Consider the following 19,948-nt stretch of genomic DNA (forward strand, 5'->3'; position numbering starts at 1 on the left):
TCAAAAGGAATGGATTTTTTATTTTTAATACAACTTTTTTTGTATTTTTATCAAAAGAAAAAAATGAAAAATAATTTTTCTATTTCAGTTAGTTTTGTTGAAACCTATACAGGAAGATTTAGGTTCGGATTAAGTGGAATGGAGAAAGACGATGAGATTTATGGCACTGGAAACGCCTACACCACCGAGTTTAGAGAACTGGACACCCGTTTAGGTGGCAGGTGTTGGAGCTTAGACACGAAAACAAAAGCAGGGGAATCTCCTTATGTTGGTTTTGGTGATAATCCGATTGTTTACTGCGATCCTTTTGGTAAGGATACATTGCCTTCAAGTAGTAGCGGCTTACCTTTAAAAAATTTGAAACCAGTATCAATAGTGGCAGATAGACCAAAACCGCCTCCTACTGAAAGTGAAGTTCCTCAGTCTGCACAAAATGCTATTTTAGGAGATACGGTAAGTTTTGCTAAGAATAATGGAGAATCTTTGGATTTAATTGGTGATTTAGGTTCTGGTTTAAAAGAAACAGCCAAAATAGTAAAAAATAGCCATGTTGCAGCAGTAGTAGGATATGCAGGAGATGGATTGAATTTTATAGGCTACGGAGGCGACATTCTTAATTTTGAGGCTAATAGAGAAGATTACGTAAGTGGAGAAATAAGTGGCAAAAGATTTGCCTACAAAACAACAGGAACTGTTCTTTCGGTTGGAACGGACTTAGCAGTTTCTTATGGATTATTAGAGTCAATAGGGATTGGGGCAGGAATCGGTTCAACAGGATTTGACCCTGCTGGTGCTTTATTAGGAGGAGCTGTAGGAGGACTTTTCTGGTTAGGAGAAAAAGCGTACGATCATCTTCCAAAAAAATCTTCAAAAGAATATTCAAAAGAATCTCAAGAATTTGAAAAGATTATTACAAGTAATCATTTTATACTATAAACAGAGGCTGTGGACTCCTCGTTAAAACATAAAAACATTATGACCTTAAAAATTACCCTTAAAAACCAATTCGATGCCTTTAACTATCAAATTTTTGGGATTGTTATAATGGGTATTTATTTATATTTTTTTCCAGGTTTAGGATACTTAATAGCACTTACTTGTGGATGGTTATTTTCTGCTCTTCCTGCCATTTATTTACATATAGAATATTACTTAAGAAACAAAGGAGAAGAAATTACCATAAATTTTGACGAACTAATTGTGAAAAAAAATGGTGTTGAAAAAAAATACAAAAACCAAGATTTTGAAAAAATAGTTGTGTACATGGCAGTATCGTACAATTTCGCCATTATAGGAATGCAGTATTATTTTTACACTCGCCTTATCACAACAAAAGGAGAAGAAATTATCATCACTTGTTTAATGACTCGAAAGATGGAAGAAGTATTAAAAACATTGGGTGCTCCTTATAAAATTAGTAGACTGCCCCTTTTTTACAGCTTGCGTTTTGGTCGGTTAAAAAAATAATTTTTCAACCACCAATTATTGGAGAAAAAACAAGTTTCAAAAAATAATTTTTTCGAAAGCACTTTCTCAACAGATGCAATGACAGCATTTGCAACGGTTTTGACTTGGTCATCTGTTAAATCATAAAAAACAGGCAAGGATATTTCACGCGAATAATTATCGAATGTAACAGGATAGTTTTTTACATCATATCCAAGCGATTTGTAAAAACTCATCATCGGAACGGGAATAAAATGCACGTTCACGGAAACATCTAAATCAAAAATAGATTGAATGATTTCGTCGCGTTGTGGTTCCGTAATTCCTTTTATCCGCAAAGGATATAAATGGAAGGAAGAAGTTTTCTCATTTGTATTTTGTTCTGGAATTTCTGCCCATTTGTGTTTGGAAAGGTATTGATTGTAAACAGAAATAATGTGTTTCCGTTTTACTAAGGTGTCGTTTTTATAACGCGCTAATTCTACTCTGCCAATGGATGCTGCGATGTCCGTCATGTTGCATTTATAGCCGGGTTCTACAATATCGTAGCGCCAATTTCCTTTTTGTGATTTTGCCAGCGCATCTTTATTTTGTCCGTGCAAAGATTTTATGCAAAGCGATTGATACAAACTATCGTTATCAAAAGGAGCGGGAAAATTCAGTGCAATGGCGCCACCTTCGGCAGTAGTTAAATTTTTTACGGCATGAAAAGAAAAGACCGAAACATCTGTTAAACTGCCCGATGTACGGTTTTTATAAATCGCGCCAAACGAATGTGCTGCATCTGCGAGAATTAAAATACGACCTAATTTTTTTTGTTCTAAAGTATCTCCCGAAAATTTATTTTTCAAACGAATGACTAATTCATTTAATTCATCGTAATCACATGGAAATCCACCAAAATCCACTGGCATAATTACTTTTGTTTTGGATGTAATTGCTTTTTCAATCGCAGAAATGGAAATATTAAAATCATTTTTATTCACATCCACAAAAACAGGAGTAGCGCCGCAGTGCATAATTACATTGGCAGTAGCGGCATACGTATAAGCTGGAAGAATAACTTCGTCGCCGGCTTTTACACCAAACCAACGCAACATTAATTCCATGCCTGCCGTAGCCGAATTTAAACACAGCGTGCTTTTGTTGCCGCAATAGTGTGTTATTTCTTTCTCGAAAAATTTTGTTTTCGGACCGGTGGTAATCCAGCCAGATTGCAAGGCGAGCGTTACTTCGTCGATTATTTTTTGGTCGATGTGCGGAGGCGAAAATGGGATCATAAAAAAAGTTTGAAAAGCAAAGGTATAAAACGATTGAAAATGAAGAAACACTTTCGCTATAATCGGTCTTTTGTATAACTTTGTCTGCCAGAAAAATATTTTTATGATTACAGCTCAAACAGAAATTCGGTTTAACCGAAAAAAATACAAAGATTCTACCCTTCTTGCGCTCTACAATGGCTTACTGAAGCCGCGCATGATAGAAGAAAAAATGCTTTTATTACTTCGTCAAGGAAAAATTTCCAAATGGTTTTCGGGTATCGGACAAGAAGCTTCATCTGTGGGAGTGGCGATGGCATTGGAAAAAGAAGAATATATTTTGCCGATGCACCGCAATCTGGGTGTTTTTACTTCGCGTGAAATTCCTTTGAATCGTCTTTTTGCTCAATTTCAAGGGAAAGAAAGCGGCTTTACAAAAGGTAGAGATCGCTCGTTTCATTTCGGAACGCAGGAATATAAAATTATCGGAATGATTTCGCATCTCGGTCCGCAATTGGGGATTGCCGACGGAATTGCATTGGGGAATCTTTTGAAAAAAAACAATCAAGTAACAGCAGTTTATTCGGGTGATGGCGGCGCGAGCGAAGGTGATTTTCATGAATCGCTGAACGTGGCTGCTGTGTGGGATTTGCCAGTTATTTTTGTTGTGGAAAATAACGGTTATGGTTTGTCTACGCCTTCGAACGAGCAATTTCGTTGTAAACAATTTATTGATAAAGCCATTGGTTATGGGATGGAAGGCGTGCAGGTAGACGGAAATAATGTGTTGGAAGTGTACGACACGGTTTTGAAAATTGCAGAATCCATTCGTAAACGTCCGCATCCGATATTGTTGGAATGTATGACGTTTCGTATGCGCGGACACGAAGAAGCGTCGGGTACCAAATATGTTCCGAAAGAATTGATGGAAGAATGGGGAAAAAAAGATCCTCTGAATAATTATGAAAAATATTTGTTGGAAGAAAGTGTGTTGACCGAAACGATTATTCAAGAATACCGCAGCGAAATAAAACAGGAAATTGATAAAGGCTTGGAAATTGCATACGCTGAAAACATCGTAAAGCCAGATGCGCAAAGAGAATTAGGTGATATGTACGCACCTTTTGCAAATGTTTCCGTTGCTCCGAAATCTGAAAAAAAATCAAGTAAACGTTTGATTGACGCTATTTCTGATGGTTTACGTCAGGCGATGAGAAAACATTCTGAATTGGTTTTAATGGGACAAGATATTGCGGAGTACGGTGGAGTTTTTAAAATCACGGAAGGCTTTTTGGCGGAGTTTGGAAAAGAGCGTGTGCGCAATACGCCTTTGTGCGAATCGGCGATTATCGGTTCTGGATTCGGCTTGTCTATCAACGGTTTTAAGGCAATGGTGGAAATGCAGTTTGCGGATTTCGTAACCTGTGGATTCAATCAAATTATCAATAATTTAGCGAAATCGCATTACCGTTGGGGACAAAATGCCGATGTGGTAATTCGTATGCCGACAGGTGCAGGCGTAGGAGCTGGACCGTTTCATTCTCAATCTAACGAAGCTTGGTTTTTTCATACACCCGGATTAAAAATTGTGTATCCTGCTTTTCCATCTGATGCAAAAGGTTTGTTGTTAGCAGCTTTTGACGATACAAACCCAGTTTTGTTTTTCGAACACAAAGCACTTTACAGAAGTATTTCGGAAGATATTTCGGATGATTATTATACGATTGAAATTGGAAAAGCAAAATTGTTGAAAACAGGAACTCAACTTTCTGTTATTACCTACGGAATGGGCGTGCATTGGGCTTTAGAGATTTTGAATTTGCATCCTGAAATTTCTGCCGACTTGATTGATTTGCGAACTTTATTGCCTTACGACAAACAAGCTATTATTGATTCCGTGAAAAAAACTGGAAAAGCTTTGGTGTTGCACGAAGATACTTTTACAGGCGGAATTGGCGGCGAAATTGCCTCCATGATTTCTGAAAATTGTTTTGAAAGTCTGGATGCGCCAGTGGTGCGGAGCGCGAGTTTGGATACTCCCGTTCCGATGTCGGCAGAATTAGAAGCTGATTTTTTACCGAAAGAGAGATTTGAAAAACAATTAATAGCGCTTTTTAACTATTGAAAAAAATAATTTTCGGAAGCCTTTTTTTAAGAGTTGAATTTTAGATGAATCTTTTCCAAGAATACGCTAAATTTGAGGAAATTATTTTTCAGGAATGGGCAAGCGCAGATTGCGATCAAAACTAATCGAAACCTTCAGCAAAAAATCCGTTTGGCAAGTATTGCTGGCTTTGCTGATGCTTTCTTTGTGTTTGTTTTTCGTGAAAAATCAGCACTTGGAATTGGTCGCCATTCAAGACAAATTAGAAAATGCCAATTTATTTTACGTAGGCATCGGATTTCTTTTTACCATTTTTTACATTCTGCTGCAAGGCTTGATGTATCAATACAGTTTTAAATCCATTTACCAAAAAGTGGGTTTAAAAACAGCTTGCATTTTATTTTTAAAACGAAATGTAGTGAGTGTTTTCTTGCCTGCCGGAGGTTTTTCTTCGCTCGCTTTTTTCACAAAACCCATCGAACAAAAAAATATTACGAAAACACAAATTCATTTTGCATCCTACATTTACGGGCTTTGCGGAATTGTTTCGGTCGCGGTTGTTGCCATCCCAACTTTGCTGTACATGCTTCTCAAAAACAGCATTACGTCCAACGAAATGTTCGCTTTTGGGGGATTGATTTTACTGATTTTTATTTTAGTTTTCGCTGCTTATTCTTTGATGAAAGAAGGAGTCGTGTATCGCTTTGTCATTCGCTACGTACCTGATTTAGCAATGATTTTAGATGAACTTCGAAATCAAAAAGTAAGTAAGAAAAATTTTATTTTAGTAAATATTCTTTCCTTTTTTATCGAAGTAGTCGGTATTGCGCACGTGTATATCGCCATGTTGGCACTCGGTATTTCACCTTCATTCGAAGCCGCCATAATTGCCTATGTGGTGATGGTGATGTTACTCATTGTTTCTCCATTTTTGCGCGGCATGGGAGCCATCGAAGTAACCATGACGTACACTTTGGTTCAATACGGATTTACTACTATTGGCGCAGCTTCTGTAACATTATTATTTCGGTTTTTCGAATTTTGGTTGCCGCTTTTAACAGGCGCTGTTACGTTTATTTTAAAGAAAGATAATTTACTATTGCGCATTTTGCCTTCCATCATTATTTTAATTCTCGGCATCATTAATATTATTTCTGCCATCACTCCATCTATACCAGCACGATTGCATTTGCTGGAAAGTATTTTGCCTTTGGATGTCATCAATATTTCTAATTTTTTAGTAATTGTTTTTGGATTTATGTTGATTATTTTATCCATGTATTTGTTACGAGGTGTAAAAACTGCGTGGTGGTTGGCGGTTGTGATTACTGCCTTATCCGTTTTGGGACACATCGCAAAAGCCTTTGATTACGAAGAAGCCACGCTTGCGCTGATATCTTGCGCAGCACTTATTTACACGAAAAAACAATATTCTGTGAAACCTGATCCACGTTTGGCACGACTCAGTATTACTACTTTTTTAATCACTTTTGCCTGTGTTTTTTTATACGGAATTCTCGGATTTTATTTTTTAGACAAACGACATTTCCAAATAGATTTTTCGTGGACGGCATCTATAAAAACATTTTTGAAAATATTCTTTTTATTTGATGCCGGAGAACTCCATCCACACACAAAATTTGCGCGAAATTTTTTATTTTCTATTTATTTCTTTGGCTTTGCAGCCATTTCGTTTGTGCTGTTCAGTATTTTGCGACCTTTTGTGAAAGACCAACAATCGGAAGAAAGTGAGGTAGATGAAGCGGAAAAATTAGTACAGAAATATGGAAAATCATCGCTCGATTATTTCAAAACTTATTTGGATAAATATTTCTTTTTTACTGCCGATCGCGAAGCATTTATTTCTTATAAAGTCGGCGGAAATTATGCCATTGTATTGGAAGATCCAGTTTGTGCCGATGTAAACAAAATGACAGAAGCCATTGTCGAATTTGAAAAATATTGTCGTGACAATGGACTGAAAGCGCTTTATTATCGAGTTCCAGAAGCCAGTTTGCCGATTTATACTTCATTGAAAAAAAAGCATTTAATTATTGGTCAAGAAGCCGTTTTGGATCTTTCTACATTTAGTTTGCAAGGTGGAAAAATGAAATCCATTCGCAATGCGATTAAGAAAGTAGAAACTTCGGGTTATCATTTAAAAATACACGAAGCGCCTGTAAAGGATGGCGTTTTGCAAAAATTAAAATCTGTTTCAGACGAATGGTTGAAGGATAATAATAGAGATGAATTGTATTTATCGCAAGGTATTTTTGATTTCGAAACTTTGAAAATAACGCCTATTTTGACTGTTGAAAATGCGGAAGAACAAGTAGTGGCTTTTGTAAATATAATGCCAGATTATTTTCCAGAAAGTGGCACGTACGATTTAATTCGAAAAACAAATGCGGCGCCCAACGGCTCACTCGATTTTTTAATGGTGAGTATGTTTGAGTATTTTAAAACAAAAAATATTCGCTACGTAAATTTAGGTTTGGCAACACTTTCAGGAATTGAAAAAGGCGAAAACTTTACGGAAAAAACAATGAAATTCGCTTACGAAAATATTCGCTCCTTTTCACATTACAAAGGCTTGAGAGATTACAAAGAAAAATTTGGACCCGACTGGAAAAATAAATTTTTGATTTATGATAACAGTTACGATTTATTGCAAATACCCAGCGCCATTTCGAAAGTTACAAAAGAATAAGTTTTTTCTTTTCGAAAAAATGATTTAAAAAAATAATTTTTCAATTCGAAATTTTGACTTCAAAAAGAGGCTTCAAAAAAATAATTTTTCAAAAGCGAATATCTTCTTCGTGATGGATTATTTTTTGAGCGGAAAGTTTTTGATACTTCTTATATTTTTCGATGTTTCCTTTTTTCAAAAAATAATTTTCTAAAAAACGACAATCTACATTATTTATAGAATCTGTACGAACAGCGATTTCGTAGTAATCTGCCGTTTTCAGAGAATCGTTTTTCCATAAATAAATGGTTCCTAAATTGGAGTAAATGGCTGCCGATTTTATTCCTTTATCTAAAGCTCCATAATTGAGCGCAAAAGCAGCATCGTAAAATTCGTGATGTAAATATAAATTGGTCAAACTGACGTAAGCGGGCATAAAATGAGGGTTTAATGCAATGGATTTTAAAAAATATTTTTCTGAAAGACTGTCGTTGCCAAGTAAATGTTCGCAAGTGGCAAGGTTAAAAAACGCGACGACATAATTCGTATCCACTTCCACGGCTTTCTGCAAAAGCGGCAGTGCGGCAGAATCGTTTTTTTCAAAAATCATCTCTGCTTTTCCAAGGTCATTTAGCGAAGTCCTATCGTCGGGATAAATTCCCAAAATAGTTTTGTAGGAAGCAATTGCAGCATTTTTTAATTGCTCTTTGGTTTGTCCTGTCGTGTTATCGTCAGCGTAATAATATTCCAAGCATTTAGTAGCATATAGTTGTTGTAAATGGACGGATTTTTCGGCAACAACAATATCGTGAGAATATAAGGTATAATGATTTTTCCAATCAAAATTTCGTGCAATGGTCCGTACTGAAAATAAAACTAATACGATAGAAATAGTAAATAAAAAAGGACGATTCAGTTTCAAAAGTCTTACTTGATGTGATGTATAAGAGATTTTAAAAATCTCCAATAATCCGATTGCCAATAAAATACAAAGACCCAATGAAGGAATGTATGCGAAACGTTCAGCGACAATCCCAACAGCAGGAACCAAAATATTAAGGAACATAGAAATCGAAATAAAAAAATAAAGAATACCAAATGCAAAAACCTTTTTTTTCTTTAATCCAATAAATGCCAAGATGAGAAAAGAGACGACGATTATAAGCGACATTATAAGAATCATTTTATTCGGATACAAAATATCCACTTGGTTGTAGCCGTAATAACAAATTAATTTTTTCGGGAAAACGAATAGTTGAATATACCAAAAAAAAGTAGCCAATGCGGCAATTCCCCGTGTGGCATATCCACGTATAAAATACAAAGGGTTTTCGATGTACCCCAAAACCCGATGTTTTGGAATTCCGAATAATAATTTTTTTTGTATCAATATAAAAACGATTACCGAAAGTAGTAAACATCCAAAACAAATAACTAATTGCTTCCAATTACATTTGCCGAAAAAGTAGAGGAATAAGGGAATAATTACGATAAACGTCATGGCATCAATTTTAGAGGCCATCGCTACAATGAATGTAATTCCTCCCAAAAAAATATTTTTAACACGATTGGTTTCTGCATATTTTATAAAAAAATATGCAGACAAAATAGAGCTAAAAAAACTAAATAATGCGTCTCTGTTTTTTAAACTATCTACTACTTCAGCATGGATAGGATGCACCAAAAACAGTGTAGTAACGAGCAGTGGCAAGAGAATGGAATAATTTTTAAATAATTTTTGCAGGAATAAAAAAAGAAAAATACACGTAAATGCATAAATCAGAATATTTATAAAATGACTGATGTGTGGATTTTCGCCAAACAGCGAATATTCCATTGCAAAACTGACTTTGACGATGGGGCGATATCCATAATCTTCATTTTCTGCGTGCGAATAACGCGTGGTAAATATCTCAGGAATTGCTTTTATCCCTTGATGAATTTGAGCATTTTGGTAAATAACAAGCTCATCGTCCAGTGCATATCCATTACGAATGCTGTTTCCATAAACCAGAAAGCAAAGAACTCCCAGAAAAATGCAAATTTTCAGTTTCTCACTTTTTAAACAATGGATTAGTTGATTTTTCATTTGCTCAAAAACTTATTCTGAAATGGGAGATGGCGGAATTATTTTCTCATCTTGTTGCAACAAATTTTCATATTCATTGTATTTAATTACATCATTTTTACGAAGGTAATACTGCGCTAAAAAACCACAAAGCGCTTCGTTTCCTGGATTTATACGCATCGCTTCATCGTATTCAGTCATTGCCTTTGTTGTATCCTTTTCGTAAATATATACATTCCCAATATCAATATACGGAACTTCCGACTTAACGCCTCTGCTGATAGCGGTATCGTTTATGGCGAGCGCTTTTTCATATTGTTTTCGGCTGCAATAAATCATACTTAAATTACTGTACGGATTCACAAATTCGGGTCTTAACGCAATAGATTTTAAATAATATTTTTCAGCTTCTCCGTATTTTTTTTCAATCTGATAAATAGATCCGATGTTGAAATAAGCCTCTACGTAAGTGGAATCACACGCAATCGTTTGCTTCATCAAATCAATCGCTTTGGCGTAATCTCCAGAATACATCACGTAAGCAAGCCCTAAATTATGCAATGCCGATGCGTATTTCGGATAAATAGAAATCGCTTTTTCGTAATGCAAAATTCCGGATTCTATCCAATTTTTTTTAAGATCATTATCAGATGTTTTTTTTGCTTGTTCCATACATATTGCTGCATATAGCGCATTTAATTTCGCCGAATTGTCAGCAATTTTCACATCGTGTGTGTATAAAGAGAAATGGTTTTCCCAATCTGGATTACGTGCAATAACACGTATGGAAGAGAAAAATACAAGTAAAAAAACGAGGCTTAAAAAGCTTTTCTTCCAAAAATTTATTTTGCTTTCGCGAAGCGTAAAAGGAATTTGAAATATACGAAATAACAATACACTTATTACGATGCAAAAACCGAGTGAAGCAATGTATGAAAAACGCTCTGCCACAATCCCTACCGCAGGAATAAGGATATTTAAAAACATGGAAATGGAGATAAAAAAATAGAAAATTCCGAATGCTAAAATATCCTTTTTTCGAAAATTTATAAAAGCATAAGCGATTGCTGTTATTGATACAAGTACGCTAATCAATACCATAAAAAAATTTGGATGTAAAACTTCAATTTGATTGTATCCGTAATAGGAAATTAAGGTTTTAGGGAAGCACAACAATTTTATATAAAAGAAAAATGAAACGCATCCGGCGCCCAATCGGGTTAAAAGAGTATGATTGAAATAAAGTGGGTTTTCAAAATACAAAAAATGACGAACACCATGTTCTGTGTGAAACAAAATGTGCTGCCAGAGTGATGAAATAATAAGTGCAAATAGTATTCCTACGACTATAAAAATTATTTTTTTGCCACCAGTTTCTGTAAAAAAATAAACCGTTAAAGGAATAATTATTAAAAAAGGAAGCACATCAATTTTAGAAAGTAGCGCAAATAAGAAAAAAAATATTCCGCCACTAAAAGCTCTTATTTTTCCGAATTCTGCGTAGCGTATAAAAAAATAAAGTGCTACAAGAACGCTAAAAAAACTAAACAAGACATCTCTGTTTTTTAAACTGTCCACCACTTCTGTGTGTGCCGGATGCACGAGAAAAAAAGTACTGATTAAAAAAGGTAGAGCAATGTGGTAGTTAAAAAGTATTTTTTTCAATAGGAAAAAAAGAAAAATGCACGTAAAGGCATAAAGCAAAATATTAATCAGATGGCTGATGTGAGGGTTTTCGCCAAACAATGAATTTTCTATCGCAAAGCTCGCCTTTACGATGGGGCGATAACCAAATTGTTCGCCATTATTATAGTGCGTAATGTAATGTGAGGTAAAAATTGCAGGAATATCATTAATGCCTTGAGCAGGCTGCCCATTAAAATGAGTAACCAATTCATCGTCTAGCGAATACTTATTGGAAATGCTGTTCCCATATAGAATAAAAGCAAATGCGATGAAATAGATAAAAGTTTTTAGCCGAAAAAATCGAGTATTAGGTACGGTGTTAACTAAAACTTTTTCAGGCTTCTTTTTTTTACTCTTATCCATCCATCTATTTTTTTGAAGAGAAACAAATTTCGTTAATAATTGCTAACCTCCAAATTTTATATTGCTTCTATCAAAAAAAATGTATTTTTGTTTATACTGAATTTTTTTAAATTGTGAACGCCTACATCAAAGCCATCAGTTATTATTTACCTGAAAAAATATTTTCGAATGAAGAGTTTTTTTCAATTTTCACAACTATTTCCAATAAAGAAAATTTAGAAAAAATTGGTGTTCGAGAAAGGCGAATAGTGGAAAATTCTGTTACTTCCTCTGATATTGCCATCGAAGCAGCAAACATTTTCTTTAATGAGCATTCCATCGATAAAAGTGAAATTGATTTTTTGCTTTTTTGTTCGCTGGAATTAGATTATTACACGCCATCTACAGCTTGTATTATTCAAGAAAAATTAGGCTTGTCGCAGCATTGTGGAGCGCTTGATTTTAATCTTGGCTGTAGCGGATATGTATATGGATTGAGCATTGCAAAAGGGTTAGTCGAAACAGGCGCGGCGAAAAATATATTGTTATTGACGGCATCTACACTCACAAAAAAAATTCATCCGAAAGACAAAGGTTCTCGTTTTGTTTTTGGCGATGGAGCCGCCGCAACGCTTATTTCAGGAAGAGAAAAAAAAGGAATCGAAAAATTTATTTTTGGAACGGACGGAAAAAGGTTCGAAAAAATAATCGTGAAAGATGGAGGTGTTCGCAATCCGATTTCCGAAAAATCTTTTATAGATACTACAGATGAATACGGAAATACTAGTAACTCCGCCAGTTTTTACATGGATGGCACGAGCGTTTTTATTTTTGGTTTAAAGAAAGTTCCAGAAATGGTAAAAAATTTATTGGAAAAATCGAATAAACAAATCGAGGATATAGATTTGTTTATTTTTCATCAAGCCAATTTATATTTGATAGAAAAAATCAGAGAAAAATTAAAAATTCCGGAAAAAAAAATTTTTAATTATATGGAAAATTGTGGAAATACAGTTTCGTCTACCATTCCAATCGCTTTGTATGAAGCCATAAAAGCAGGAAAAGCAAGCCCTGGAAAAAATATTTTTTTGGCAGGCTTCGGTGTAGGATTATCCTGGGCGGCTACAATTATTCAACTCTAATTTAATTTGTATTTTTACAAAAAACAGAACTTATGAATATCAACGATTTTATCACACAAATAGAGAACGAAATCGAGGAAATTACGCCTGGAAGTTTGAAGTCAGAAACAGTATTTAGAAATCTTCCAGAATGGAGTTCGATGCATGCGCTGATTATTATTGCCTTGATTGATATCGAATACGATGTAACCATTACTGGCGAAGATTTACGAAAAAGCACTACCATTTCAGACCTCTTTCAAATTGTGAAAAGCAAAAAATAAAATGGCTTTTTTATCTGTTAAAAATATAAAGATAGCCGGCATTGCAGCTTGCGTTCCAAAAAACGAAGAGTCGAATTTGGATTACGATTGGATTTCTTTGGCGGAACGAGAATTGCTTATTAAGACAACCGGAATTGCAAAGCGCAGAGTGGCACTTGATGGATTGTGTACTTCAGATATGTGCTATGCTTCGGCAAATACTTTGTTTCAAGAATTGAATATTGATAGAAGCGAAATAGACATTGTGATTTTTGTTTCGCAATCCCCTGATTATTTTTTACCTGCTACCAGTATTATTTTGCAAGATCGATTGCAATTACCCAAAACTACAATGGCTTTTGATATGCAATTGGGTTGTTCTGGATATGTTTATGGTTTATCGGTTATCAGCAATTTGATGAACGCGAATAAGTTTCGAAAAGGATTATTAATGGTGGGTGATAAATCCAGTTTCTCTCAATCGAAAAAAGATAAAAGTACCTATCCTATTTTTGGAGATGCGGGAACTGCTACGCTTTTAGAATACAATGAAAAAGCGGATCAAATGGATTTCAATTTACAAAGTGACGGCTCAGGATATAAAGCGATTATTATTCCTGACGGTGGCACTCGCAGCCCTTACAACAAAGATTCTGAAACAATGGTTGAGATTGAAAAGGGTATTATACGTAGCCGTAAAAATTTAGTATTGGATGGCTTGGAAGTATTTAATTTTTCCTTACGGGAAGCAACCCCCAATATAAATAATTTACTAAAACACATTGGCAAAACAACAGCCGATTTCGATTATTTTCTATTTCATCAAGCCAACAAATTGATGAACGAAAGCATTCGAAAAAAATTAAAAATAGCTCCTGAAAAAGTGCCATACTCTCTAACAAATTACGGCAATACAAGTTCAGCATCTATCCCATTAACAATTGTTACAGAATTAACTGAAAAAATAAAAAATAAAAAAATATCTTTGTTATTATCAGCATTTGGTGTAGGTTTATCTTGGGGTTCGGCTACCTTGAAAACAGAAAATTTAATTTGTCCAAAATTAATAGAGCTATAAAATGACACCTTTTCATCTCTTCAAAAAAAAAATTTTTGTAACGGGCGCTTCTTCTGGAATCGGCCGGCAAATTGCCATTAGCATTACGGAAATGGGGGGAAGCGTTATTATAAGTGGAAGAAATTTAGAACGATTGGAAGAAACAAAAAAGATGTTAAAAGGGAATGATAATGTAATTATCTCTGCGGACTTATTAAGAGAAAACGATATCGAAAATTTAACAGAAAAGATAGCACCTGTTGATGGTATAGTCAATTGCGCGGGTGTTGTAAAACCCTTTCCGATAAAATTTATTACTCAAGAGAAAATAGACGAAACTTTTCAACTCAATTATAAATCACAAGTATTATTGATTTCGCAATTGATGCGTAAGAAAAAAATAAATAAAAATGCGGCGATTGTTTTTTTATCATCGGTTTCAGCAGAACATCCACACAGAGGAGGCTCACTTTATGCAGGATCAAAGGCAGCCATTGAAGCATTCAGTAAAGTCTGTGCATTGGAGTTCTATTCGCAAGGCATACGTTCAAATTGTTTGGTGCCAGCAATGGTAAAAACGCCCATGTATGATTCTGCCGAAAAAGATGCATCTAAAGAAACGATGGATGAACATATCAATAAATATCCACTTGGAGTGGGTGATCCAAAAGACGTTGCCAATGCAGCTGTTTTTTTACTCTCCGAAGCATCGCGTTGGATGACTGGAACAACTATTATTTTAGATGGAGGCTTTTTACTCGGAAAATAACATGGAAAAATCTTACATCTCTGTCATAATACCCGTTTTCAATAGTGAGCGCAATTTGCAAGAACTTTTTCAACGCATTGATGCCGCTTTTTCAAAATTAGAAAACTCGTATCAATTAATTTTGATAGACGATGGTAGCTCCGATAAAAGTTGGCTGGAAATTGACAAATTAAAACGAGAAAATCCATCGAAAATAATTGGTATTAAATTGGCTAAAAATTTCGGGCAGCACAATGCTATTTTGTGCGGCTTCCATTTTTGCAAAGGCGATTTGGTACTTACCATGGACGATGATTTACAACATCCTCCAGAAGAGATTGAAAAATTAATTTTTCGACAAGAACAAACAAATGCCGACGTAATTTATGGTATCCCGATAAATAAAAAACATGCTGCTTGGCGCAATGTAGGAAGTAATCTGATGAAAAAAACTTCCGAATATTCTACCAAAAAAATTTCAGGTGGTTCTGCCTTTCGCCTTATCAATCGTACTATTACCGATGAAATAAAAAACAATCAACATACTAATTTTTTATTTTTAGATACCATTATCAACTGGTACACAAGTCATATCGAATTGGTGGATGTAGATCATCATCATCGTAAAGCTGGAAAATCAGGATATACCTTTTTCAAATTAATACAGATGTACCTAAATATTACCATTAATTATACGGCAACGCCTTTAAAATTAATGACCTATGGAGGCTTGTTTTTTTCTATTATTACATTTATTTTTGGTGTACATTTTATCGCAAAAAAAATATTGCATCACGCCCCTTTGGGTTATACTTCTATTATTGTAAGTGTTTTATTTGGCACGAGTCTTATTTTATTTTGTCTTGGAATCATTGGTCAGTATTTGTATAAATTATACCAATTACAAAATAAAAAGCCTCCTTATGCTATTCAAAAAGTTTTAAAGTGAGAATTCATAAATACGGAATTACATTAACTCGCTTAAAGGCGGATGATCTTGAATTGGTGAGGATAAAGCGCAACTCACAAGATATTAGCAGCGTGATGCAATACCAGGAAATAATTACGCCGGGAATGCAACAAAAATGGTTCGAATCCATTAATACCATATACCATAACTATTTTATCATTCATTATCAAGGTGAGAAAATTGGCTTGATAAACGGCAAAAACAGCGATTACGAAAAACGAACTTCCGAAGGCGGAATGTTTGTTTGGGATAAACAATACTGGGGAACCATCATTCCTGCGATGTGTTCTGTTATCATGTCTGACCACGCTTTTTTGATTTGCGGGTACAAAAAAAATTACATTAAAATTTTAAATTCCAACCAAAAAGCAATTGTGTATAACAAGCAAATTGGATACGTTCCTACAAAAGATTATGCGTCTGATAAAGATGTTCAATGGTTTGAATTGACCAAAGAAAAATATGAAAAACACGTCGTGAAAATTAGGAAGGCAATCGGTATTATTACGAATGATTTTTCACCGCTTACGATTGAAAATATTGATTTTAAAGATGATTCAGATGAGGAAATTAAAGTGTTATACAAACCTCTCCCCTCATTTATTCGAGAAAACATTGCGAATATTATTTTAAAGCGAGAAGGCAGAAATATTCTTTGATTTAGTTCTTAAAAAATCAAAATTTATTTTTTTGAGCTTTTTTCATTTTGTCAATTTGTTTCGAATAATAATTGATGTATCCGAACCATTCGTACATTTTTTTGCTGGACAAATGAAAAAAATCTCGTATAAAAAAAGGCAGCTTGTAATACATTTTTGTAACGCGAATATCTATCTGGTGTTGGCATTGGCAATACAATAAGGTGCAAAATAATCGGATGTTTTTTTTAGGATGTGTTTTTGGGTACCCATATTTGGCAGCATAATCGCCTGCGATATAATCAATTGTTTCTTTTTCTTTTTCTGTAAATTCCTTTTGCCATGCACTTGTGTTTTTATTCGCAATGGGTTCTAATAGATGAGGGTGTATCACATCGAAACCGAATTTTTCTGTTTCGAAATAAGTAGTTGTTTTTTTATGAAATTGCAACATTTCAGCTTGATAGCTTATACCTAAAAAGGAGCACATTTCACGAGTATATTTTTCTGGATCTGCAGTAAAATCTTCGTATTTTAAGGTGTAAAAAGCCGAGGGATTTTTTTGTTTTTGCTTGTCAATAGCGCGATTGTGAATTTCCCATTTATAAGCCAACAAAGCAACATTTTGTAGAGTAAAGTGTTTTCTAGCAGACACGATTTGATTTCTGTAATCACGCAATAAATGAATAAACTTAGCCTCTGGAAAAACCGTAATTAATTCTTCCATAAAAAGTGAATACGGCGGATTTTTATCTCCAATAATTTTAATGCTTTTTTTAGGAAACACGGAAGGAAATTGCAAATACACTTCTTTACACAACAGCGAGAACGTTAGTTCTTTTTTCGGGAGCGATTGCAAATAATTCCGAAGTGATTCACGCGAAATATCCCAATAGGCAACAAAAAGAGGCTCCTTATAGACGGCTGCGATAAACGCATCTATTTTTTTTTCTGTCCATTTTTTTGTGTTAAAAAATTTATTTTTTAACGAGATGATTAAAAAAGATTCCAGCGGCAATAGCACGCTATCGTTAGCATCCAACACATTTTGCAGCAGCGTAGTTCCAGAACGCCCTCTGCCAACGATAAAAAAAAACGGAATGTTGTTTACTTCTTCAACTGTCATAATACTATTTATCAACACAAAAGTATCATTTCTATTTAAAAAATGTTATATCTTAGATTCCAGAACAATAGCAAAGTTATAGATGACTGACTTTAGAAGAAATATTAAGCTGAATCAAAGAATAGAATACGGCTTCTATCAATGGACTGATCATTTTTTCGGAAGGGAAAGAATGTTTAAAATGTTGGGTAAGCGCAGAAAACAATTCTATAAAAATTTATCAGAAACATTGCAAAAAAGCGGAGAAGGAAAAATTTTACCGATTGATCGTCGAAAGGATTTAAGTTTAAAAGAATTCAAAAAGGAATATGTTCGAAAAGGAATTCCTGTTGTATTGGAAGGCGTGGCAAAAGATTGGGATTGTGTAAAAAAATGGTCGCTGGAATATTTTAAAGATTTGCATGGACAAGATGAAATTGTGATTGTGGAATTAGACAAGAAAGGATATCCACATGAAATTATAAAATTAGCAGATGTGATCGACAATATTCGTTCTGGCGGAAAAAAATATTATCGTTTTTATCCTTTGTTGGAAAGGCATCCTGAACATTTAAAAGATTTCGATTATAAATGGTTATTGGAACGAAATAATTGGCTCGCTTGGTTTGATGCGTTTCAAGTTTTTATCGGCGGAAAAGATACTTTTACCACTTTGCACAACGCCAATCAATCTAATTTATTTGTACAGGTATATGGAGAAAAACAGTGGGTATTGTATTCCCATTATTACACCATGGTGTTAGATCCTGATCCGGCAAGAAACATGTATCGCCAAGCTCCCGAAAGAGTTCGTGGACAATTTGATCCATTTAAACCTGATTATGATTATCCATACAGTTTGTACAAATACATTGATGGCTACGAAGTAAATTTAAAGCCTGGAGATGTATTGTGGAATCCACCTTTTTATTGGCACACCGTAAAAAACACAACGGACTCGATAGGAGTTGGTTATCGTTGGTTATCGCCATTATACGCGTTTAAAATTTCTCCTTTATATATGTTTTTGGATTTCTTTGCGAGAAAACCTTCGTTCTTTAAAACCTATCAATTGTATAAAAAAGATATCAATCTTATTCATCTTGCGGAATATGGAAATCTCGATAACTATTTAAAAGAAAAAGCAGAAAAAGAACAAAATCAATCTTCCAAAAAATAATTTTCCCAACTCGTTTTTTCATTCGAAAAAACAGCCCTCAAAAAAATAATTTTTCGAACGTTTTTTTTCGGACAAAATTTTTTCAGGAAAATCTACCTCTTCCTTCAATAATTAGATTAATTTCGCAACCTGAAAAAATGTTTCTAACATTTCACACAAATGGATTCGGGTCAGATTAAGAAAATATCTTTTGCAGGACTTTTAGTTACGCTTGGAATCATCTTCGGAGACATTGGTACTTCTCCGCTATACACACTTCAAACTATTTTAATGGATGGCGGGCAAGCAACCGACCAATTAGTACTCGGCGCTATTTCTTGCGTTTTTTGGACCCTCACTTTACAAACTACTTTCAAATATATTATCATAACGCTACAAGCGGATAACAAAGGCGAAGGAGGCATTTTCTCTCTTTACGCATTGGTTAAACAATATGGAAGTAAACTTGCGATTCCTGCTATCATCGGAGCCGGAACATTATTAGCAGACGGAATTATTACACCTCCAATTACTGTAACATCCGCCATCGAAGGATTAGGCGGTGTAAAAGGACTTGAAAATGTGATTGTTCCAGGCAACGATTTAGTAATCGGATTAGTGCTCGGTATTTTGTTATGCCTTTTCATTTTTCAACGCTTTGGAACAAAAATGATTGGTAGCGCGTTTGGTCCAATTATGTTTCTTTGGTTTGCGATGATTGGTTGTTTAGGCGTCAATCAAATCATTCATTATCCGCAAATTTTCAAGGCTTTAAACCCGATGTATGGTTATCAATTATTAGTACATCATCCAAAAGGGTTTTGGTTATTGGGTGCCGTTTTTCTTTGTACCACAGGGGCAGAAGCACTTTATTCCGATTTAGGACATTGCGGTAGAAAAAATATTCAAGTAAGTTGGATATTCGTGAAAACAACTTTAGTATTAAATTATCTCGGACAAGGCGCTTGGGTGTTGATGCAAAACAAAACTGATTTAGGAAACATCAATCCGTTTTTCGAAATTGTTCCGCACGGTTTTTTATTCCCAAGTATTATCATTGCTACTGCGGCTTCCATCATCGCCAGCCAAGCTTTAATTAGCGGTTCATTTACGCTCATCAGCGAAGCCATCAGTTTAAATTTTTGGCCCCGCGTAACCGTAAAATATCCAACCTCTATTCGTGGACAAATTTATATTCCGAGTATCAATTGGTTTATATGTATCGGTTGTTTTGCTGTCGTTTTTTATTTCCGCACTTCCGAAAATATGACCGCTGCCTATGGTTTTTCCATT

16 protein-coding genes are annotated in these 19,948 nt (G+C 34.8%); 12 read left to right on the top strand and 4 right to left on the bottom strand.

Annotated elements, in window-relative coordinates:
• Window positions 1-9: 9 nt before the first annotated feature.
• Together ABIZ51_07510 and ABIZ51_07515 are read left to right on the top strand one after the other, a co-directional pair.
• The gene (locus ABIZ51_07510; protein ID MEO7088620.1) at window positions 10-936 is read left to right on the top strand and encodes a hypothetical protein; all 927 of its coding nucleotides are present in this window, start codon (window positions 10-12) and stop codon (window positions 934-936) included.
• A gap of 39 nt (window positions 937-975) precedes the next feature.
• Complete coding sequence (locus ABIZ51_07515) at window positions 976-1,467, top strand: hypothetical protein (protein ID MEO7088621.1); 492 nt, start codon at window positions 976-978, stop codon at window positions 1,465-1,467.
• On the opposite strand, the gene ABIZ51_07520 is transcribed toward ABIZ51_07515, so the two are convergent.
• Window positions 1,434-2,726, bottom strand: a complete 1,293-nt coding sequence (locus ABIZ51_07520) for a DegT/DnrJ/EryC1/StrS family aminotransferase (protein MEO7088622.1) — start codon at window positions 2,724-2,726, stop codon at window positions 1,434-1,436. The two genes, ABIZ51_07515 and ABIZ51_07520, sit on opposite strands and share 34 nt — an antisense overlap.
• Window positions 2,727-2,829: 103 nt before the next feature.
• Here ABIZ51_07520 and ABIZ51_07525 point away from each other — a divergent pair, with 103 nt between their 5' ends.
• Window positions 2,830-4,830, top strand: coding sequence for a dehydrogenase E1 component subunit alpha/beta (locus ABIZ51_07525; protein MEO7088623.1), 2,001 nt, complete (start codon window positions 2,830-2,832; stop codon window positions 4,828-4,830).
• Window positions 4,831-4,924: 94 nt separating this feature from the next.
• On the top strand, window positions 4,925-7,519 hold the full coding sequence (locus tag ABIZ51_07530; protein ID MEO7088624.1) for a phosphatidylglycerol lysyltransferase domain-containing protein: 2,595 nt from the start codon (window positions 4,925-4,927) through the stop codon (window positions 7,517-7,519).
• Window positions 7,520-7,607: 88 nt separating this feature from the next.
• Here ABIZ51_07530 and ABIZ51_07535 read toward each other — a convergent pair whose 3' ends face one another.
• Entirely contained in the window at window positions 7,608-9,587 is a 1,980-nt protein-coding gene (locus ABIZ51_07535; protein MEO7088625.1) for a hypothetical protein, read from the bottom strand.
• Window positions 9,588-9,599: 12 nt separating this feature from the next.
• On the bottom strand, window positions 9,600-11,615 hold the full coding sequence (locus ABIZ51_07540) for a tetratricopeptide repeat protein (GenBank protein MEO7088626.1): 2,016 nt from the start codon (window positions 11,613-11,615) through the stop codon (window positions 9,600-9,602).
• A gap of 113 nt (window positions 11,616-11,728) precedes the next feature.
• Here ABIZ51_07540 and ABIZ51_07545 point away from each other — a divergent pair, with 113 nt between their 5' ends.
• From ABIZ51_07545 to ABIZ51_07570, 6 genes are read left to right on the top strand one after another with little or no spacing between them, the layout of a single operon-like run.
• On the top strand, window positions 11,729-12,736 hold the full coding sequence (locus tag ABIZ51_07545; GenBank protein ID MEO7088627.1) for a ketoacyl-ACP synthase III: 1,008 nt from the start codon (window positions 11,729-11,731) through the stop codon (window positions 12,734-12,736).
• 32 nt (window positions 12,737-12,768) lie between these two features.
• Window positions 12,769-12,999: an acyl carrier protein gene (locus ABIZ51_07550; protein MEO7088628.1), complete on the top strand. Its 231-nt coding sequence runs from the start codon at window positions 12,769-12,771 to the stop codon at window positions 12,997-12,999.
• Between the two features lies 1 nt (window position 13,000).
• Window positions 13,001-14,056 carry a ketoacyl-ACP synthase III gene (locus tag ABIZ51_07555; GenBank protein MEO7088629.1) on the top strand — a complete coding sequence of 352 codons (1,056 nt, stop codon included), beginning with the start codon at window positions 13,001-13,003 and terminating at the stop codon, window positions 14,054-14,056.
• Between the two features lies 1 nt (window position 14,057).
• On the top strand, window positions 14,058-14,804 hold the full coding sequence (locus ABIZ51_07560) for an SDR family oxidoreductase (protein ID MEO7088630.1): 747 nt from the start codon (window positions 14,058-14,060) through the stop codon (window positions 14,802-14,804).
• A 1-nt stretch (window position 14,805) separates the two neighbouring features.
• A complete protein-coding gene (locus ABIZ51_07565) occupies window positions 14,806-15,732 on the top strand; it encodes a glycosyltransferase family 2 protein (protein MEO7088631.1) in 927 nt (308 codons plus the stop codon).
• The gene (locus ABIZ51_07570; GenBank protein MEO7088632.1) at window positions 15,729-16,412 is read left to right on the top strand and encodes a GNAT family N-acetyltransferase; all 684 of its coding nucleotides are present in this window, start codon (window positions 15,729-15,731) and stop codon (window positions 16,410-16,412) included. Before ABIZ51_07565 ends, ABIZ51_07570 begins: the two co-directional genes overlap by 4 nt.
• 16 nt (window positions 16,413-16,428) lie before the next feature.
• On the opposite strand, the gene ABIZ51_07575 is transcribed toward ABIZ51_07570, so the two are convergent.
• Window positions 16,429-17,517 (bottom strand): sulfotransferase, encoded by a 1,089-nt coding sequence (locus ABIZ51_07575; protein ID MEO7088633.1) that lies wholly within the window; start codon window positions 17,515-17,517, stop codon window positions 16,429-16,431.
• A 172-nt stretch (window positions 17,518-17,689) separates the two neighbouring features.
• Here ABIZ51_07575 and ABIZ51_07580 point away from each other — a divergent pair, with 172 nt between their 5' ends.
• Entirely contained in the window at window positions 17,690-18,676 is a 987-nt protein-coding gene (locus tag ABIZ51_07580; GenBank protein MEO7088634.1) for a cupin-like domain-containing protein, read from the top strand.
• A 159-nt stretch (window positions 18,677-18,835) separates the two neighbouring features.
• Window positions 18,836-19,948: KUP/HAK/KT family potassium transporter (locus ABIZ51_07585; protein MEO7088635.1), on the top strand; the 1,113-nt coding region annotated here is incomplete at its 3' end.

The organism is Bacteroidia bacterium, assembly GCA_039924845.1.
Taxonomy (GTDB): Bacteria; Bacteroidota; Bacteroidia; order DATLTG01; family DATLTG01; genus DATLTG01.

Bases quoted from the DNA above. Each gene is read 5' to 3' on its own strand.
- ABIZ51_07510 (MEO7088620.1), top strand. From the start codon at position 10: ATGGATTTTTTATTTTTAATACAACTTTTTTTGTATTTTTATCAAAAG.
- ABIZ51_07515 (MEO7088621.1), top strand. From the start codon at position 976: ATGACCTTAAAAATTACCCTTAAAAACCAATTCGATGCCTTTAACTAT.
- ABIZ51_07520 (MEO7088622.1), bottom strand. From the start codon at position 2,726: ATGATCCCATTTTCGCCTCCGCACATCGACCAAAAAATAATCGACGAA.
- ABIZ51_07525 (MEO7088623.1), top strand. From the start codon at position 2,830: ATGATTACAGCTCAAACAGAAATTCGGTTTAACCGAAAAAAATACAAA.
- ABIZ51_07530 (MEO7088624.1), top strand. From the start codon at position 4,925: ATGGGCAAGCGCAGATTGCGATCAAAACTAATCGAAACCTTCAGCAAA.
- ABIZ51_07535 (MEO7088625.1), bottom strand. From the start codon at position 9,587: ATGAAAAATCAACTAATCCATTGTTTAAAAAGTGAGAAACTGAAAATT.
- ABIZ51_07540 (MEO7088626.1), bottom strand. From the start codon at position 11,615: ATGGATAAGAGTAAAAAAAAGAAGCCTGAAAAAGTTTTAGTTAACACC.
- ABIZ51_07550 (MEO7088628.1), top strand. From the start codon at position 12,769: ATGAATATCAACGATTTTATCACACAAATAGAGAACGAAATCGAGGAA.
- ABIZ51_07555 (MEO7088629.1), top strand. From the start codon at position 13,001: ATGGCTTTTTTATCTGTTAAAAATATAAAGATAGCCGGCATTGCAGCT.
- ABIZ51_07560 (MEO7088630.1), top strand. From the start codon at position 14,058: ATGACACCTTTTCATCTCTTCAAAAAAAAAATTTTTGTAACGGGCGCT.
- ABIZ51_07565 (MEO7088631.1), top strand. From the start codon at position 14,806: ATGGAAAAATCTTACATCTCTGTCATAATACCCGTTTTCAATAGTGAG.
- ABIZ51_07575 (MEO7088633.1), bottom strand. From the start codon at position 17,517: ATGACAGTTGAAGAAGTAAACAACATTCCGTTTTTTTTTATCGTTGGC.
- ABIZ51_07580 (MEO7088634.1), top strand. From the start codon at position 17,690: ATGTTTAAAATGTTGGGTAAGCGCAGAAAACAATTCTATAAAAATTTA.